The sequence below is a fragment of the Pseudomonas gessardii genome (assembly GCF_001983165.1).
Lineage (GTDB): Bacteria > Pseudomonadota > Gammaproteobacteria > Pseudomonadales > Pseudomonadaceae > Aquipseudomonas > Aquipseudomonas gessardii.
In genome coordinates this window covers 19,752-35,857 of the sequence record NZ_MNPU01000040.1, presented here as the reverse complement: position 1 = coordinate 35,857, position 16,106 = coordinate 19,752, and the positions used below count along the sequence as shown (strand labels likewise).

20 protein-coding genes are annotated in these 16,106 nt (G+C 58.8%); 16 read left to right on the top strand and 4 right to left on the bottom strand.

The features are described 5' to 3' along the window. Window positions 1-69 precede the first annotated feature (69 nt). From pilL2 to BLL38_RS22415, 7 genes are all read left to right on the top strand, one after another. Window positions 70-612, top strand: a complete 543-nt coding sequence (gene pilL2, locus BLL38_RS22445) for a PFGI-1 class ICE element type IV pilus protein PilL2 (RefSeq protein WP_020300894.1) — start codon at window positions 70-72, stop codon at window positions 610-612. Beyond that, window positions 609-1,280 carry a hypothetical protein gene (locus BLL38_RS22440; protein WP_020300895.1) on the top strand — a complete coding sequence of 224 codons (672 nt, stop codon included), beginning with the start codon at window positions 609-611 and terminating at the stop codon, window positions 1,278-1,280. The genes pilL2 and BLL38_RS22440 overlap by 4 nt, the downstream gene beginning before the upstream one ends. A 9-nt stretch (window positions 1,281-1,289) precedes the next feature. After that, window positions 1,290-2,009 (top strand): TIGR03759 family integrating conjugative element protein, encoded by a 720-nt coding sequence (locus BLL38_RS22435; RefSeq protein WP_032903628.1) that lies wholly within the window; start codon window positions 1,290-1,292, stop codon window positions 2,007-2,009. After that, a complete protein-coding gene (locus BLL38_RS22430) occupies window positions 1,991-2,539 on the top strand; it encodes a lysozyme family protein (protein WP_020300897.1) in 549 nt (182 codons plus the stop codon). The genes BLL38_RS22435 and BLL38_RS22430 overlap by 19 nt, the downstream gene beginning before the upstream one ends. Next, a complete protein-coding gene (locus BLL38_RS22425) occupies window positions 2,536-3,051 on the top strand; it encodes an integrating conjugative element protein (protein ID WP_020300898.1) in 516 nt (171 codons plus the stop codon). The genes BLL38_RS22430 and BLL38_RS22425 overlap by 4 nt, the downstream gene beginning before the upstream one ends. Window positions 3,052-3,059: 8 nt before the next feature. Then, window positions 3,060-5,165, top strand: coding sequence for a type IV conjugative transfer system coupling protein TraD (gene traD / locus BLL38_RS22420; protein WP_076964375.1), 2,106 nt, complete (start codon window positions 3,060-3,062; stop codon window positions 5,163-5,165). Window positions 5,166-5,255: 90 nt separating this feature from the next. After that, window positions 5,256-5,987 carry a TIGR03747 family integrating conjugative element membrane protein gene (locus BLL38_RS22415; protein ID WP_020300900.1) on the top strand — a complete coding sequence of 244 codons (732 nt, stop codon included), beginning with the start codon at window positions 5,256-5,258 and terminating at the stop codon, window positions 5,985-5,987. Between the two features lie 20 nt (window positions 5,988-6,007). On the opposite strand, the gene BLL38_RS22410 is transcribed toward BLL38_RS22415, so the two are convergent. Next, on the bottom strand, window positions 6,008-6,589 hold the full coding sequence (locus BLL38_RS22410; RefSeq protein WP_020300901.1) for a hypothetical protein: 582 nt from the start codon (window positions 6,587-6,589) through the stop codon (window positions 6,008-6,010). 299 nt (window positions 6,590-6,888) lie between these two features. Between BLL38_RS22410 and BLL38_RS22405 the strand changes: the two genes are divergently transcribed. Genes BLL38_RS22405 through BLL38_RS22365 form a run of 9 tightly spaced genes read left to right on the top strand, consistent with a single transcriptional unit; the run spans window position 6,889 to window position 14,359 of the window. Further along, complete coding sequence (locus BLL38_RS22405; RefSeq protein WP_020300902.1) at window positions 6,889-7,224, top strand: integrative conjugative element protein, RAQPRD family; 336 nt, start codon at window positions 6,889-6,891, stop codon at window positions 7,222-7,224. Then, window positions 7,221-7,460 (top strand): TIGR03758 family integrating conjugative element protein, encoded by a 240-nt coding sequence (locus tag BLL38_RS22400; RefSeq protein ID WP_020300903.1) that lies wholly within the window; start codon window positions 7,221-7,223, stop codon window positions 7,458-7,460. Before BLL38_RS22405 ends, BLL38_RS22400 begins: the two co-directional genes overlap by 4 nt. A 17-nt stretch (window positions 7,461-7,477) precedes the next feature. Then, on the top strand, window positions 7,478-7,849 hold the full coding sequence (locus BLL38_RS22395) for a TIGR03745 family integrating conjugative element membrane protein (RefSeq protein ID WP_020300904.1): 372 nt from the start codon (window positions 7,478-7,480) through the stop codon (window positions 7,847-7,849). Between the two features lie 7 nt (window positions 7,850-7,856). Next, entirely contained in the window at window positions 7,857-8,270 is a 414-nt protein-coding gene (locus BLL38_RS22390; RefSeq protein ID WP_020300905.1) for a TIGR03750 family conjugal transfer protein, read from the top strand. Continuing rightward, window positions 8,267-8,908, top strand: a complete 642-nt coding sequence (locus BLL38_RS22385; RefSeq protein WP_020300906.1) for a PFL_4703 family integrating conjugative element protein — start codon at window positions 8,267-8,269, stop codon at window positions 8,906-8,908. The genes BLL38_RS22390 and BLL38_RS22385 overlap by 4 nt, the downstream gene beginning before the upstream one ends. Continuing rightward, a complete protein-coding gene (locus tag BLL38_RS22380; protein ID WP_020300907.1) occupies window positions 8,905-9,717 on the top strand; it encodes a TIGR03749 family integrating conjugative element protein in 813 nt (270 codons plus the stop codon). The genes BLL38_RS22385 and BLL38_RS22380 overlap by 4 nt, the downstream gene beginning before the upstream one ends. Next, on the top strand, window positions 9,707-11,227 hold the full coding sequence (locus tag BLL38_RS22375; protein WP_020300908.1) for a TIGR03752 family integrating conjugative element protein: 1,521 nt from the start codon (window positions 9,707-9,709) through the stop codon (window positions 11,225-11,227). The genes BLL38_RS22380 and BLL38_RS22375 overlap by 11 nt, the downstream gene beginning before the upstream one ends. Then, the gene (locus BLL38_RS22370) at window positions 11,190-11,606 is read left to right on the top strand and encodes a TIGR03751 family conjugal transfer lipoprotein (RefSeq protein ID WP_032903625.1); all 417 of its coding nucleotides are present in this window, start codon (window positions 11,190-11,192) and stop codon (window positions 11,604-11,606) included. The genes BLL38_RS22375 and BLL38_RS22370 overlap by 38 nt, the downstream gene beginning before the upstream one ends. Further along, a complete protein-coding gene (locus tag BLL38_RS22365) occupies window positions 11,606-14,359 on the top strand; it encodes a conjugative transfer ATPase (RefSeq protein WP_020300910.1) in 2,754 nt (917 codons plus the stop codon). Before BLL38_RS22370 ends, BLL38_RS22365 begins: the two co-directional genes overlap by 1 nt. 37 nt (window positions 14,360-14,396) lie before the next feature. Here BLL38_RS22365 and BLL38_RS22360 read toward each other — a convergent pair whose 3' ends face one another. The 3 genes from BLL38_RS22360 to BLL38_RS22350 form a co-directional block, all read right to left on the bottom strand. Then, window positions 14,397-15,131: an ATPase gene (locus tag BLL38_RS22360; RefSeq protein ID WP_020300911.1), complete on the bottom strand. Its 735-nt coding sequence runs from the start codon at window positions 15,129-15,131 to the stop codon at window positions 14,397-14,399. After that, a complete protein-coding gene (locus tag BLL38_RS22355) occupies window positions 15,128-15,376 on the bottom strand; it encodes a hypothetical protein (RefSeq protein ID WP_020300912.1) in 249 nt (82 codons plus the stop codon). The genes BLL38_RS22360 and BLL38_RS22355 overlap by 4 nt, the downstream gene beginning before the upstream one ends. A 365-nt stretch (window positions 15,377-15,741) precedes the next feature. Next, window positions 15,742-15,999, bottom strand: coding sequence for a LasR-specific antiactivator QslA (locus BLL38_RS22350; RefSeq protein ID WP_076964374.1), 258 nt, complete (start codon window positions 15,997-15,999; stop codon window positions 15,742-15,744). Window positions 16,000-16,106: the final 107 nt, after the last annotated feature.

Genomic DNA, 16,106 nt, shown 5'->3' with positions numbered 1-16,106 from the left:
ACTTTCTCACTGAGTTGCTCCTTCACCTCATGTCAGGTTTTGCACTGAATCTGTCATGAGGTTTTTTCCATGGAGCGTTTTTTCACGCCTGTCTGCCTGCTGGGTTTGTTGAGCGCCTGCACCGCGCAAATCCCCAATACATTGCCAACCCATCCAGAGATCGACAGTGGCTCCAATCGGGCCCAGCTTTCGAGGGACACAGCGGAAGGAAACCATCCGACAGAACTCCGCTATGGCCGCTATACGCTGGTCAGCACCGAGCCCACCACGGAACAACGCTATCTTCTCGCTCAAATCATTGAAGTGAACATCCCGTCCAGCCTAAACCCCTCAGTGCAGGATGCGTTGCAGTACGTATTGCAGCGCTCGGGCTATTCGCTCTGCCCCGTTACTGCGTCGGTGAAGTTGCTGTTTACCCGGCCTCTGCCTGCAGCCCATTACCGGCTTGGTCCAATCCCTTTGCGCCGCGCGCTACAAGTGCTGGCTGGCCCCGCCTGGCAACTCACGACCGATGAAGTCAGCCGTTCGGTCTGCTTCGAACAGCAGAAAACGGATGCCGGTGTCGCGCTGATTACACCCGTCTTGCCCCATCAATCGGAGGCGCGGTCATGAAAGCCTCAACGTTTCAAACCCTCATCATCGGGCTCCTTTGCCTGGCGGTCGCCGGGCTGAGCGGTGGTTTGTATAACCAGTATCAACGCATGGCAAAACTGCAGAGCACGGACACGCAATACCGACAAACTTTGGACACCCTGCAACATGATTCAAGCGCCCTCAAGGATGCACAAGAGAAGCTGCAGTACGCGCTGAAAGACCTGAAGCAGATGGTCGATACTAGTGAGCAACAGGCCAATACCCTCGATCCGATGCTGGATCAGTGGGCGCAAGAAATACAGGAGCTGCGCGATGGTCTGGCAGCCCGCGCCACCGTGGCAGAACTGACAGCGCTGCGCGCACACCTTGAACAGGTCGAGCAACAGTTCCAGGAGCACAAGACCCAGCCATCACCCCCACCGCCGTCGCCTTCCGCGACTAAACCGAAAAAGACCGCTCGCCCCAAGCCCGTCCCGCTCTCGCCACCGTTCTCGGTGTTGGGGGTCGAATCCCGTGGTGGTGAGCGCTTTTTGGCAGTCGCACCTCATGACAGTCGCTCTCTCATAGATGTTCGGCTGCTGCATAGCGGCGAGCAGCTCGGAGCCTGGTACCTGAAAGTGCTGGAGCCGAACTCAGCCATCTTCGCGGTGGCCGCTCAGCCAGACCAGACCGTGCACCTCCCTTGAGAAGCGATCATGAACAGAGCGCTACTGCCCACCGTCGTCTGTCTCGCTTCGCTACTGGCCATGGACGCTGCGATGGGCAACCCCGTCACGACACAGTCACAGACCCAGGACACGCAGTCTGCTCCGCTGGGGCGCTCTGACTCTGAACAGGCAGCGAGCTGGGGCCTGACGGGGCAGGAGTGGACGCGCTTCGAACAGATCCAATCCGGCCCACGCGGTTTCTGGAGCCCGAACCTCGATCCGTTGACCGCGCTCGGGGTTGAGGCCCAGACCGACCAAGAGCGCCAGCGCTATGCCGAATTACAGGTAGCGCTGGAAGCCAAACGCGCCGAGCGCGAGTTGGCCTACCAAAACGCTTACGCCGCGGCCTGGACCAAGCTGTTTCCCGGGCTGCTACCGATCCAGGGCATGGCATCCCCGCCCCCTATCAGCTCAGCGGCCGCGCCGCGCCAGGCTCTATTTGTGGAGGACCACTGCTCAGCGTGTACCGCCGAAGCCCAGCGTCTGCAAAGCAGCGACACGGCGTTCGATATCTACCTGGTGGGCAGCCAAGGCGAGGATGAACGCGTCCGTAGCTGGGCTCGGCAAGCGGGCATCGATCCCGTCAAGGTTCAACGCCGGCAGATCACCCTGAACCATGACCGTGGTCGCTGGTTCAGCCTGGGTGCCCCGGGGCCAATGCCTGCCACATTTCAACAGGTGAATGGACAATGGCAACGCCTCGACTGAGTGGTCTTGCGCTGGTGCTGACGGTGCTCGCCGTCCAGGCCGACCAACTTCCGCCTCCGGCCTATCAATTGGCGGCGCATGACGCCGACATCCCTTCTATGGTGCTATTCGCAATTGCCCTGCAGGAGAGTGGTATCCACGTCCGTGGTCGATTGCTGCCCTGGCCCTGGACCCTGAACATCGCCGGAATACCCTACCGCTTCGCCACTCGCCAGGCCGCCTGTCACGCCTTACTTCAGGCGCTCGCGCGACATGACGCCAAGCGGGTCGATGTCGGTCTTGGACAAACCAACCTGGGTTACCACGGGCAACGTTATTCCAGCCCCTGCGAAGCCCTTGACCCTTACCGAAATCTCGCCGTGACCGCCGCGCTGTTGCAGGAGCATCACGCCACCACCGGTGATTGGGTATCAGCTGCCGGCCGATATCACCGCCCGGCAGGAGGAACGCCGGCCGCGCGTTACCGCGCCGGCTTTTCCCGGCAACTCGAACGGTTGCTGGTTTCTTTCAAACAGGGCACACCACCATGAAGCGAATCCCCATCGCCTGTTATTTCATCCTGCTTTTGGTATCTTTCGCCCAGCCGGAACTGACCGTAGCCGGGGATCAGCCTAGCGACTTCACCCGACACCATTTTCAAGTTGCCAGGCCGCTAATAAACAACAAGATCCAGCCTGATCGGGCCATGCATGCGGACCTGTCCACGTTTGCCGATGAAGCCTGGATACTGCCCATCCGTAGCCCCCACTTGAGCCCCGGCCAGATCACGTATCGCGCCCTGAACATGCCGGGCTTGCGGCCATTTTTTCTGGTCGGTGACGATCCCCTGTCGCTGACTTGGCTGCGTCAGCGCGCTGCTGAACTGCAGGAAATGGGCGCGGCTGGCCTCGCCGTCGAAGTAGCCGACACTGAAGCCCTGGCCCGAATTCGCGCAGCCGCTCCAGACATCACCATCCTGCCGGTCAACGGCAACGACATCGCCACCCGCCTGCAGATTTTGCACTACCCCGTCTTGATCACCGCCACCTCATTGGGACAGTGAGTCAGGTCATGGCCGAGCATGCGATGGAGTCCAAGCTCCGGCCAGCGGTCGAGTTGTACACCGTAACAATCTGCATCGCCGCCGCGGTGTTGTGCGTGTACTCGCCCTGGGCCGTGGCCCTGTCACCCGAGATCGGGCAGGTTGCGGCGCTGGCCTATACCCTGTTCGGCCTGATCCGCCTGCGACAAGCCTGGGAGGTGTTGCGCTATCGGCGCAATATCCGCCGGCTGCCCCGCTACGAGCTGACCAGCCGGCAGATTCCGGTCAGTCGTAAGCGTTTGTTCATGGGTCGCGGCTTTCGCTGGACCCGCCTGCACACCCAGCGCTTGGTCGAGGCCCAGGATCCGGCGGTCGCCCATTATGTCGACCAACCGACCCACTACCGGCTGGCCCGTGAACTCGAACGGCGCCTGGAGCATGCACCGTTTCCGCTCTCGATACTGGCCCGTGTCACCGCCTGGGACAGTGCCTTCAATCCGTTGCGCCCTTTACCCCCAGTCGGTGGCTCGCCTCTGTTGCATGGGGTCGAGCCCAACGAAACGGAAGTCAGTCTGCCGCTGGGCGAACGGGTCGGACACACCCTGGTGCTGGGCACTACCCGTGTCGGCAAGACGCGACTCGCCGAGGTGTACATCACCCAGGACATTCACCGCGTCGAACATGAGGTGGTCATCGTCTTCGATCCGAAGGGCGATGCCGACCTGCTCAAACGCATGTACGTCGAAGCCAAACGGGCCGGTCGGGAAAAGGAATTCTATGTTTTCCATCTAGGCTGGCCAGAGATCTCCGCGCGTTACAACGCGGTGGGACGTTTCGGGCGCATCTCGGAGGTAGCATCGCGCATCGCTGGGCAACTCAGTGGCGAAGGCAACTCCGCAGCCTTTCGCGAGTTCGCCTGGCGCTTTGTCAACATCATTGCCCGGGCTTTGATCGAGTTGGGCCGGCGCCCAGACTACCTGCAGATCCAGCGACATGTGGTCAATATAGACGCGCTGTTCATCGAATACGCTCAGCAGTTTTTCGCCAAGACCGATCCGAAAGCCTGGGAAGTGATCGTCCAACTGGAAGGCAAACTCACTGAGAAGAACATTCCCCGGCATATGGTGGGACGCGAAAAGCGTGTGGTGGCCATCGAACAGTACCTGGCGGTGAAACGGGTATTCGATCCGGTGCTGGATGGACTGCGCTCGGCAGTACGTTACGACCGCACCTACTTCGACAAAATCGTTGCTTCGCTGCTGCCGCTGCTGGAGAAACTCACCACCGGCAAGACCGCCCAACTGCTGGCCCCCAACTACACCGACCTAGATGACCCGCGACCAATCTTCGACTGGATGCAGATCATTCGCAAACGCGGCATCGTTTACGTCGGCCTGGATGCGCTGACCGACGCCGAAGTCGCAGCCGCTGTGGGCAACTCCATGTTCGCTGATTTGGTCTCGGTCGCGGGCCACATCTACAAACATGGCATTGACCACGGCCTGCCCCCATCAGGCAGCAGCAGTGACAAGCTGCCGATAAACCTGCACGCTGATGAGTTCAACGAATTGATGGGCGATGAGTTCATCCCCCTGATCAACAAGGGTGGCGGCGCCGGTATCCAGGTAACCGCCTACACCCAGACCCTCAGCGATATCGAAGCACGTATCGGCAACCGCGCCAAAGTTGGCCAGGTGATTGGCAACTTCAACACCCTGCAGATGCTCCGCGTGCGCGAAACCGCCACCGCTGAACTGCTCACCCAGCAGTTACCCAAGGTTAACGTGCTGACCAAGACCCTGATGTCGGGTGCGACGGACACATCCGATCCGGACGCCAACACGGACTTCACCTCGTCCTCCCAGGACCGTGTCAGCAGCACCAGTGTGCCGCTGATCGAGCCTGCTCATATCGTCAGTTTGCCCAAGGGGCAAATGTTCTCCTTCCAGGCCGGTGGGCAGCTCTGGAAAGTCCGCATGCCGTTGCCAAAACCCTCCAACGTCGACGCCATGCCCAAGGACCTACAGGAACTCACTCAACGGATGCGGGCGGCCTATAACGCGCAGGCGGGGCAATGGTGGAGCGCAAGCGGTGGCGGCCCAACTACCAACTTCGATCTGGATCAGGTGGGGTAGCCCTACCCCACAACAGGTTTCGATTCAGCAGAAAACGATCCAGGAGACGTATTGCCCACATCAACTCTGCAGCGCGCAATGGGGTGAACTATGGCGACTTCCACCCAGAACACGCCGCCACAACCGATCCAGCGTCCGGGATTGATCATCTCGGCGATCAGCCTAGTCCTGCGCATCATCGGTTTGCTGATTGCCTCGTTGCTGTTCTCGATCCTCATCGAGTTCGCCGGGCTGCTACTGTTCTGGGGTGATCAGGGCTGGCGGCATAGTCAGGCTATGCTAACCAGTGAGTTGGGCTGGCTCAGCGAGCACTTCAAAGCTTCACTTCTCATCCAACAGCCTGGGAAAACAATTGTCCAGTGGCTGGAGCTCCTCAATCAGTGGCTGCTGGTCAAGACTGGCTTTGAGGATTTTGCCCGGCAGGCGCGGGTTTCGGGCCAGGGCAATGGCTTCTGGAGCTGGGCGAATCAGCTCTACGTGAGCATTGAGGATTTCGTACTGGCGGCGGTGTATGTGACCTTTACCTTCGTAGTGCGCCTAACCATCTTGGCTCTGGCCACACCGCTATTTTTGTTGGCCTCGTTCACCGGTTTTGTCGATGGTTTGATGCGCCGCGACCTGCGCAAGTTTGGAGCCGGGCGAGAAAGCAGTTTTGTCTATCACCGAGCTAAACGAGCAGTGATACCCCTGCTGCTCGTACCCTGGATCATGTATCTGTCCCTGCCCTTTTCGCTCAATCCTATGGCCGTCTTTTTGCCTTGCGCGATGATGCTCGGAATAACGACAGCCATCACCGCGGCGACGTTTAAAAAATACATTTAATAAAATGTAACGCTGACGTGTTAAACCATTCCGGTGAATTTAGCCAAAATCGCGACGACATAACCGCCAATAATAGACAAACCAACAATACCCAACGGCCGCTGCCACCAATCACCGCTAGGGGACGGCGGCATAGACTGCTGATAAAAATTGATCTGCCCGATCTGATTTGCGTTGACTTGGGTGGCTGCTCCATTTTGCATCGAGTTGCGCCACTGAGCTTCCTCAAGACGTTCGAATTGAACCTGAACACGCCTCTTGAGTTGGCTAGCGGAAAGGAGAATTTGCTTTCCAATAATCATCACACCCAGCAAACCGAAAAACAGCAAATTTCCATAGCTGAGCGGGTTTTCCTGGCTGAGGGTAGGCGCGTGCTCCCATACAAAACCGATGTAGGGTGATGTGACCTGGTAAACATCGGCTACTAAATTTTGCACAACCCCTCCCAAATGCCCAAAAAATTTTGTGCTCGCGAGAGTCTCTGCTTGATGGTGCAGAAAAATCAACGATGAAACCAAATAAAATAGCCCCCCGAAGACCATCAAGGAGAAGCCCACGGCCTGTCGAATACGGTACCGCCGAATTGCTTGTTGGATGTTCACTCTCTGCTATCACTCTTCGTTAACTGATTTCGTCCGCGCTTATCTGCGCCCCGCTAACAATGCTGTTAGCGGAATCAAAAGTTAACGGCTACTAATCGTTTTTCATGAGTAACCAATGCTGTACTTGCGGTCCAATCGTGTCATTTTTCCGCGTTTCGTAGCTCTCGATACGGTGTTCGAACTCGCTCCACGATCAGAGACTGTATCGAAATAAAATGACGCAGCGTGTTTCGTGTTTCTTACTGCTGAGTCCTGGACGTTAGTTGAATGCTGGCCCCATCTCCAAATGGGCTATCCACATGCCGACTACATTTTTCCGAATCTGCCTACTGCTCATATTGATGACGTTCCATAGCGGCGGCTATGCCGCATCTGCTCATGAGCGCGAGCAGCTCAGCCTAGTTCAGCAGCAGGTCGACACTATTGAGCGCCTTGCGGCGCAAGCTAAGGTAGCCAGGACCTCCGAACCAAACGAACGCTATCGCTTCGACTATCCCCGCCTGTCTCAGGACATCCAACGCATTCGCCAAGGAATGCAGAACTATCTGTCGCCCTCCCGTGCTCAACCTCACGACGCTGGTGAGCTGGTCGGCGATTACCGCCTCGACATCCCGTCCGTGGAACCGTCGCCATGAGCATGACCGACGCTCAGACCGCAGCGTTCCAAAACGCCTCCGGTTTCTCGGCACAGAGCAGTTCGACACTCTGGTTGTCCCTGGTTCTCGTCCTGGCTTTGCTCTGGTGCACCTGGGTGATGTGGACGGCTTACCGGGGCTGGGCCACCGGCAGTGTGCGCTTCGGCGCGTTTGGCGGCAGCGCCGCACGTGTTTTGCTCGCCCTACTAGTCCTGATGTTCTTCACGCTGTCCTAATCCAGGAGATCACTGCCATGCTCAAGTGCTTTACCCCTCTAAAAAACAACCTGCGTGATCGTGCCAGCCAGCGCTTGATCGGCCTGCTGTTGGTGCTCGGCCCAAGCCTGGCTTTTGCCGAGCTTCCCACCATGGAGGCTCCTTCGCGTGGTGAAGGTTCCGGGTTGATCGAGACGATCAAAAACTACGCCTATGACGGCGGCATCCTGCTCGGTTTGTTGATCGCCCTGCTCGCTTTTCTCGGGGTGGCTTGGCATTCCCTAACTGTCTATGCCGACGTGCAGAACCAGCGCAAGACCTGGAAGGACCTCGGCGCGGTGGTCGGCATCGGCGCCCTGTTGGTGGTGATCATCATCTGGTTCCTGACCAAGGCCGCCGCGATTCTGTGAGGTCGACATGAACGACACTATCGAACGCCTTGCCGACGGCACCTTGGTCTTTCTGCCGGAGCGACTCAACCGCGATCCTGCCGTACTGCGCGGTTTGACCAATGATGAGATGTGGGTAGCTCTCGGCACTGGCGCCGCCATTGGCCTGCTGCTGGGCGTTCCTCTAGGGATCGTCACCTCGTCTATTGCCGTTGCGCCGACCAGCATGATCGCAAGCATGGCGCTGGTGTTATTTGCCGGTGGTACGCTTTTGCGTCGGGCCAAACGGGCTCGCCCCGAGACCTGGTTGTACCGCAAGCTCGAATGGATACTCGCCAGCCGTTGGCGCCTGGGGCGCGGAAGTTTGATTCTCCACTCCGGCGCCTGGACGATTCGCCGTTCGCGTCGACTGCGCCCTGCCCTGTTCCGGTGGCAACCATGAATCGTTTTCGGAACAAGGTGGATGCCCAACACGCCCACATCTTCAGCCTGCGTCTGGCGGTAGTGATTCTGGCCCTGGTCTGTGCCGGACTTTGGTATGGCTGGCGCTCGGCACCGACCGATCTGACGGTGCATGTCCCCCCGGATCTGCGCTCGGGCAGCACTCGCAAGTGGTGGGATGTCCCCCCAGAGAATGTCTATGCCTTTGCCCTGTACATCTTTGGCCAACTCAACCGCTGGCCTTCGGATGGCGAGCAGGATTATCGCCGCGCCATCTATGGCTTGCAGTCCTACCTGACACCCGCCTGCAAGGCCTTCCTCGACGGTGATTATGAGTACCGCAAGGCCGCCGGCGAGCTGCGCCAGCGGGTGCGTGGCGTCTACGAAATTCTGGGCCGAGGCTACAGCGAAGATCCGGAACTCAGGGTCAAGCAACTCGACCGCGACAGCTGGCTGGTCAAGCTCGATCTCAATGCCGATGAATATTACGCCGCCGAACCGGTGAAACGGGTGGTGGTGCGGTATCCATTGCGCGTGGTGCGTTTTGATCTGGACCCCGAACGCAATAAGTGGGGGCTGGCACTGGATTGTTATCAGGGCACTCCGCAAAAAATCTCCCTGCCTGGAGGTGAGCCATGAAGCGGATTTCTACCCTGGGACTCACCGTTGCACTGATGCTATGGGGAGCTGTAGCGCAGGCCGTCGAGCTGATGCACTGGGAACGCCTCCCCCTCGCGGTCCCGCTGGTGATCAATCAGGAACGAGTGGTCTTTATCGATGAGGCTGTTCGCGTCGGTGTGCCCTCAACCCTGACCGGCAAGCTGCGTGTGCAATCAACCGGCGGCACGCTGTACCTGCGAGCGTCGGAAGCCATTGCACCGACCCGACTGCAGCTGCAATCGGTCACGACGGGCGAGATCATCCTCCTGGATATCGCGGCCACTCCCGGCGATCAACCGCTGGAGCCCGTACGTATTCTCAAGAATGCTCAGGGGCAAGCTACCGAGGCTGAATCTAGCACCGTCCCTGTTCCAGAACGCACACCGATCCCGGTCGCTTTGACGCGCTACGCCGCGCAAAGCCTGTACGCGCCGCTGCGCACCGTGGAGTCCCTGCCCGGTGTACGCCGCGTCCCGCTCAAGCTGCGTACCGAACTGCCGACCCTGCTGCCGACCGAAAACGTGTCCAGCACACCCATCGCCGTCTGGCGACTCGGTGATTACTGGGTGACGGCGGTGAAATTGCGCAATCGTGGTTCAGAGACGGTGCAACTCGATCCACGTCGACTTCAGGCCAAGCTGTTCGCCGCGGCCTTCCAGCATGCTTTCCTCGGGCCTGTCGGCAGCGCTGAAGACACCACGATCGCCTACCTTGTCACCCGCGGTGCCGGCCTCGAGCAAGCCGTGCTGCTACCGCCCGTTGCGCGAGGTGCTGACGATGAAAGCTAACGCCTTGCTCAAATGGCTGGTACCGGCTGCGCTGCTGGGCGTGGTACTGATCATCCTGAAAACCTGGGTCCCGGGTGGCAGCACACCTTCTCCAGAGCACCCAGTTGATCAGGGCAATATTCAATTATCCGCCGAGCAAGCCAAGTCGCTCGGCATTGCGGGCGATACCCCACGCGACACGGTCGCCACCCTGGTCGGCCAGGTGAAGGCCATGCGCAGCGACATGCTCGGTTTGAAGAAACACAATGACTCACTGCAGACGGAAAACAACCGCCTACGCGAGCGGGAAAACAGTGTCGATTCGCGTATCCAGACCGCGCTTGGCAGTGTGACCCAGCAGGTCGACGAAGGCCGCCGCCAAGCCAACGAGGCCCGACTCAAAGCGGAACAAGACAGTCGTCAGGCTCGCGGCCTGCTCACGCAATTGCAGGATCAGTTGTCGGGGCTGACCGGCAAAGGCAAGGATATGCCAATCGGATTGGGGCTCGAGCCTGGCGACGGTGCTCAGTTTGACGGACAGCATCCTGCCAATGATGCGCTGCAGTGGATTGAACCCTCGGATGCTTCGGGCACCGACACCCGAGGCAAAACCAAGACCTCCTCCCTCGCATTGAGTCTGCCTACCGCCTTCAACTCACTGGAAGGCTTGAAAGACAATCCTATTGATCGCAGCCAGAAACAGCTACGTGCAGTCACCAAGGGTGAGCGTGACCTGACGCGATCCGTTGACCGAACCGAAGGGGCGAAGCCGGTCTACACCATCCCCGAAAACGCGACATTGATGGGCTCAGTCGCCATGACCGCGCTGATCGGCCGCGTCCCGGTGGACGGCACTGTGAATGATCCCTATCCCTTCAAAGTGCTGGTCGGCCCTGAGAACCTGACCGCCAACGGCATCGACCTGCCAGACGTCGCGGGTGCCGTAATGAGCGGCACCGCGTCCGGTGACTGGACCCTGTCTTGCGTACGTGGACAGGTCGAGTCAATCACCTTTGTGTTTACCGATGGCACCATCCGCACGGTACCTCAGCCGAAAGCAGTAGCCAGCCGCACTGCCTCCACCACCCAGAGCTCAAACACCGACAAGATCCGCGGCGGACTCGGTTACCTGTCCGATCCGTATGGCATTCCTTGCATCGCTGGCGAGCGCCGCTCGAACGCTCAGCAATACCTCGGCAGCCAGAGCCTGATCACTGCCGCCGGCGCCGGTGTCGCCGCCCTGCTCGGGGATGAGCGGAACAACAGCAGCGTGATCAGTTCAGGCGGCAGTACCCTCGGGGTCACCAGTAGCAGTGGCAACAGCGCGCTGAATTCAATTCTCAGCGGCGGGGTCAGCGACATCCGCGAGTGGGTCAACAAGCTGTATGGCGAAGCCTTTGCTGCCGTGTACGTGCCACCGGCAGCACAAGTCGCGCTGCACCTCGACCATGAGATCACCATCGACTACGAGCCCAAGGGCCGGAGCGTTCGCCATGAAAAAGACCATGCCTCCCTGCCTGACCTGGATTAGCGTGTTCTGCTGGGTCCTGGCGGGGTGCTCCACCGACAAGGAGACGCTTCTGCCCCATGGAGAGCAAACCATGCTGGACATCTGGAACGGCGCCGGTTCGCAAGGCACTCAGCAGCAACTGCTGGATGCTCGGCAGCAGTTACGCCGCCCGTTGGCTCAAGCAGATTTCTCCTTTTCTCTCCAGGAACCGTACACTCGCACAGCGGCGAACGAGATCCGCAACCTGTTCCCTCGCTTGCCCAATCCCGATCTGGTGCTATACGTGTATCCGCATCTGAGTGGTACCGAGCAGGCACCGATCCCAGGTTACTCGACCGTCTTTCCGTTCTACCAACGTGTGCAGTACGCATTACCTGGTGAACGTCAGGAAGACCTGTAGTGCGTAGCGGCGATTCGGGCAATCGCACTCCCACGTGGAAAGGCTGGCGCAATCCATTGCGCCCTCGCGCGACCTTGGCCGATGAGGCCGCACTCTATGCGCACAACCCCAGCTTCACCGATTACCTGCCTTGGGTCGAATACCTCGACACTGAGCAGTGTTTTCTACTGGATGACAATCGCTCGGTGGGTGCGGTGTTCGAGTTGCTGCCCATCGGCACCGAAGGGCGCGAACCCGATTGGCTGATGGCGGTCCGCGACGCCCTCGAAGACGCCCTGCAAGATAGCTTTGACGAGCTGGATCAAGCGCCTTGGGTGGCGCAGTTTTTCTGTCAAGACGACAACGACTTCACACCCTACCTGACCCAGCTCACCGATTATATTCAGAACAGCGCGCGAGGTACGGTCTTCACCGAGGCGTATTTGCAGCTCAGCCGCCGTCATCTGAAGGCCATCGCCAAGCCCGGTGGTCTGTTTGAGGATCAGGTGGTGACGCGCCTGCCCTGGCGCGGCAATAACCGACGGGTGCGTCTGGTGGTCTATCGCTGGCTTGAATCTGACGCTGAGGAGACGGGACTCACCCCGGTGCAATCCCTGCAACAGGCTTGCGAACGTATCCGTGCTTCGTTGCAGGCGTGCGGGGTGCACTCAACGCGAGTCGATGGCCGAGGTCTGTATGCCTGGTTATTGCCCTGGTTCAATCCGGCCCCCAGGCTCACTGATGAAGCGCCCGAAAATTTCTACCGCCGCGTGGCCTATCCGGAGTCGGGTGACGGTGAGTCGCTGGATCTGCCCTTCGATCATGACTTTGCCGAGCGGCTGTTCTTCAACGAACCGCGTTCGGATGTGCAGCACGGACTCTGGTTTTTCGACGATCAACCCCACCGGGTGATAGTGGTGGACAAACTGCGGCGGGCACCATCGATTGGTCAACTCACCGGCGAAACCCGCAAGGGTGACGCGGTGAATGCGCTGTTCGACCAGTTACCCGAAGGTACGGTGACGAGTCTGACCTTAATGGTCAAACCACAGGATGTACTCGAGGATCAGTTGAACCGCCTAGCTCGCAAAGCCATCGGTGAAAACCTGGCCTCGACCCAGACTCGTCAGGATGTCGAAGAGGCTCGCGCGATCATCGGCCGCCAGCACAAGCTGTACCGAGGAACCCTGGCGTTCTACGTACGCGGTCACGATGAACAGCAATTGCACCAGCGCTCGGTCAGCCTGGCCAACGCGCTGTTGGGCGCGGGGCTGCAACCGGTAAGTGAAGGCGATGAGGTCGCCGCCTGCAACAGCTACCTGCGTTGGTTACCGATGGCTTACAACCCGGCCCGCGACACGCGTAACTGGTACACCCGCCTGATGTTCGCCCAGCACCTAGCGAACCTGGTTCCGGTCTGGGGCCGCAGCACCGGCACCGGCCACCCGGGCATCACCCTGTTCAACCGCGGCGGCTCGCCATTGAGCTTCGACCCATTGTCACGCCTGGATCGGGCCATGAACGGTCATCTGCTGTTGTTCGGCCCCACCGGTGCCGGGAAGTCGGCGACCTTGGTCACCCTACTGATGCAGGTCATGGCCGTGTACCGCCCTCGCCTGTTTATCGTAGAGGCCGGCAACTCATTCGGCTTGCAGGGAGACTACTTCGCGACACAGGGCCTGTCGGTCAACAAGGTCCAATTGAAACCTGGCGCCTCGGTCTGTCTCGCCCCGTTCGCCGATGCTTGGCGCCTGGTCGAGCAGCCGGATCAGGTGGCGAGTCTGTCGATCGATGAGCTGGACGATGAGGTGGTAACCAGTCACGAAGACCAGCGCGATGTTCTCGGCGAACTGGAAATCACTGCCCGCCTGATGATCACCGGCGGCGAGGCCAAAGAAGAGGCGCGCATGAGTCGAGCCGATCGCAGCTTGATCCGCGAGTGCATTCTCGATGCGGCGCAGACCTGCGTCGCGGCGGGTCGCCAGGTACTGACCCGCGACGTACGCGACGCCTTGCTGGGCATCGCCGCCGACCCGCACTTGCCGGAGAAACGTCGCGAGCGTGCCCAGGAAATGGGCGAGTCCATCGACCTATTTTGCCAGGGTTTCGAGGGTGAACTGTTCGATCGCGAAGGCACGCCTTGGCCCGAGGGCGATGTGACCATTGTCGACCTTGCCACTTACGCGCGCGAAGGCTACGAGGCACAGATGTCCATCAGCTACATCAGCTTGATGAACACCGTGAACAACCTCGCCGAGCGCGACCAGTACCTGGGCCGACCGATCATCATGGTCACCGACGAGGGTCATATCATCACCAAGAACCCGTTGCTGGCGCCGTTCGTGGTCAAGGGGACGAAGATGTGGCGCAAGCTCGGCGCTTGGTTCTGGCTGGCGACGCAGAACCTTGCTGATTTTCCCACGGCTGCGCAGACCATGCTCAACATGATCGAATGGTGGATTTGTTTGAATATGCCGCCCGCGGAAATCGAAGAAATCGCACGGTTCAAGAAGCTTTCACCTGCGCAGAAAGCCCTGTTGCTCTCCGCCAGCAAAGAGCCGGGGAAATACACCGAGGGAGTGGTGCTGTCGAAAAAGCTCGAGACGCTGTTTCGAGCCGTGCCACCCAGTCTTTACCTCGCTTTGGCCATGACAGAGCCCGAGGAAAAAGCCGAACGCTGGACACTGATGCAGGAGAATGGCTGTTCGGAGTTGGAAGCGGCTTACCGGGTAGCTGAACGGATCGATAGCGCACGAGGAATAGAGCCCATATAAGGGAGGTGTGGCGCTCCCAGCTTGGCCAATCCGGCAGCTAGCCGTTGGACACCTTTTCAACGTAGGCATCCATGAACCAGTCAGGGACCTCATCAACCTTGAACTCAAGGTCCGTCCCATCCGTAACTTCGGCCAGCAGCACCAGATCGGCACCGGAGTTATCGAAGATGTAGGCCCGGTCCGAAGCAGCAATAGCCACAGGCAGCAGGCTCAGGCAACGGCCGTAGCGCTGTACAATTTTTTCTGTGGGAACTGGGTGCCCACCTGCCGCGACACGGTTCCTGACCCTGTTGATATTGATGTCAGGGTCTTCAGTTGCCACAAAGTACAGGTAGGTTCGGTATCCAGACTCTCTTGCCTTGAGCATAAAAGCGATTTTGTCGTCGCTAGACATCACCGTTTCGAAGGTGAAAGACAGCTGGTCTTCGAGGAGCTTGTTCCGGATGAAGTCAGAGAGCACGGAGGCAAAATAGGAGTTCATCGCGACCGTCTGGAAATTCAGGCCGTTGCTGCTAAAGCCTATGTTGGTCGCCTCCTCATCGAGCCGGGCAGACCTGACCAGCCGATGCTCCCTAATGAAACCGAGGACCTCATCACCCTCAACTTCCAGTTGAAAATCACTGAACTCCAGACGACCGCTGTCTTTGGCAGCCTTCTCGATTTCATCCGGGTTAATGTAGATACCGATCAGGTGGGAAGGGATGGCACTCTTCATCGTGCTCTTGCCGGAGCCGTTGGGTCCAGCAAAGACCCTCAACCGAGGGACAGTCATGAGCAACGGCGCACCTTAATGACGCCACCCAGAGTCACTTTGTGCTTGGGCTTGGCCACCCGAATGACTTTGTGCTTACCGTCAGCAGTCGTTTCAACAAGCATGCCGTTCATGACTTCCATCACACTGCGGCCGGCAGCCAGGGCGTTGATATAGGCGGTATTGATGGCGCCTTCAGCCATGACCGGGATCTTATCCTCCAGTCGGCTCACCAGATCGTCACTCAACACTCGTTTGGCTTTCATATCTCGCTCCACGTTCTCAGAGCGTGCAGAATCTGCACTTAATCAGAATCTTAGCTACGTAAACCTGTTTGTAACAGGGCGAAAGCTACTTCTGTCAGCCTTCATTCTAGAGGAATGGCGTCTGGAACCATACCTTTCAAGAGATTTTCACGTTCGATGCATGACCGGTGGCATTTGAAGCAAGTGCCGCCCTTGGTGCAGCGCCCAAATAAGGGAAGCACAATCCCCCACCGAGTTGTTCAGCCGGTGGAAAAAACGCGCCAGCGAAGCGGCAATCGTTCTTAAACTGCATGGTCTGTGTCGATGCAGCCAGGTTGAGTGCAAACGGGCGATCAAGACGATGCAATCGCCCATAAGCAACAGGGTTACTGTGACACGCTCCGAAGCCGTTGCTGAATTCTCAACAGAAAACCGGCTTCGAAGGCATCTTGGCAGTCACCGACAGGAAAGGTCTTGCGCGTTTGCGCCAGTTCCCACCACAAAGGAATATCGGTCGTTGCCTCAAGCCAAGCCTGGGCACATTGCACACCACGCTCGATCATCGGCGAAAATTCGCTGCCCCAAGGTGTCAGAAGACTTGGGCAACCATCCGCCGCAGGAATTGAAATGTAGTTTTGGTCCATACACACCCTAAATTTCTGATTTATTGTTAGATGCTGGGCGCAGCTTCGAAAAGCGTAACGACACCAAATGAACGCTCGATACCAGGCATGAACACCAAATGGCCTAG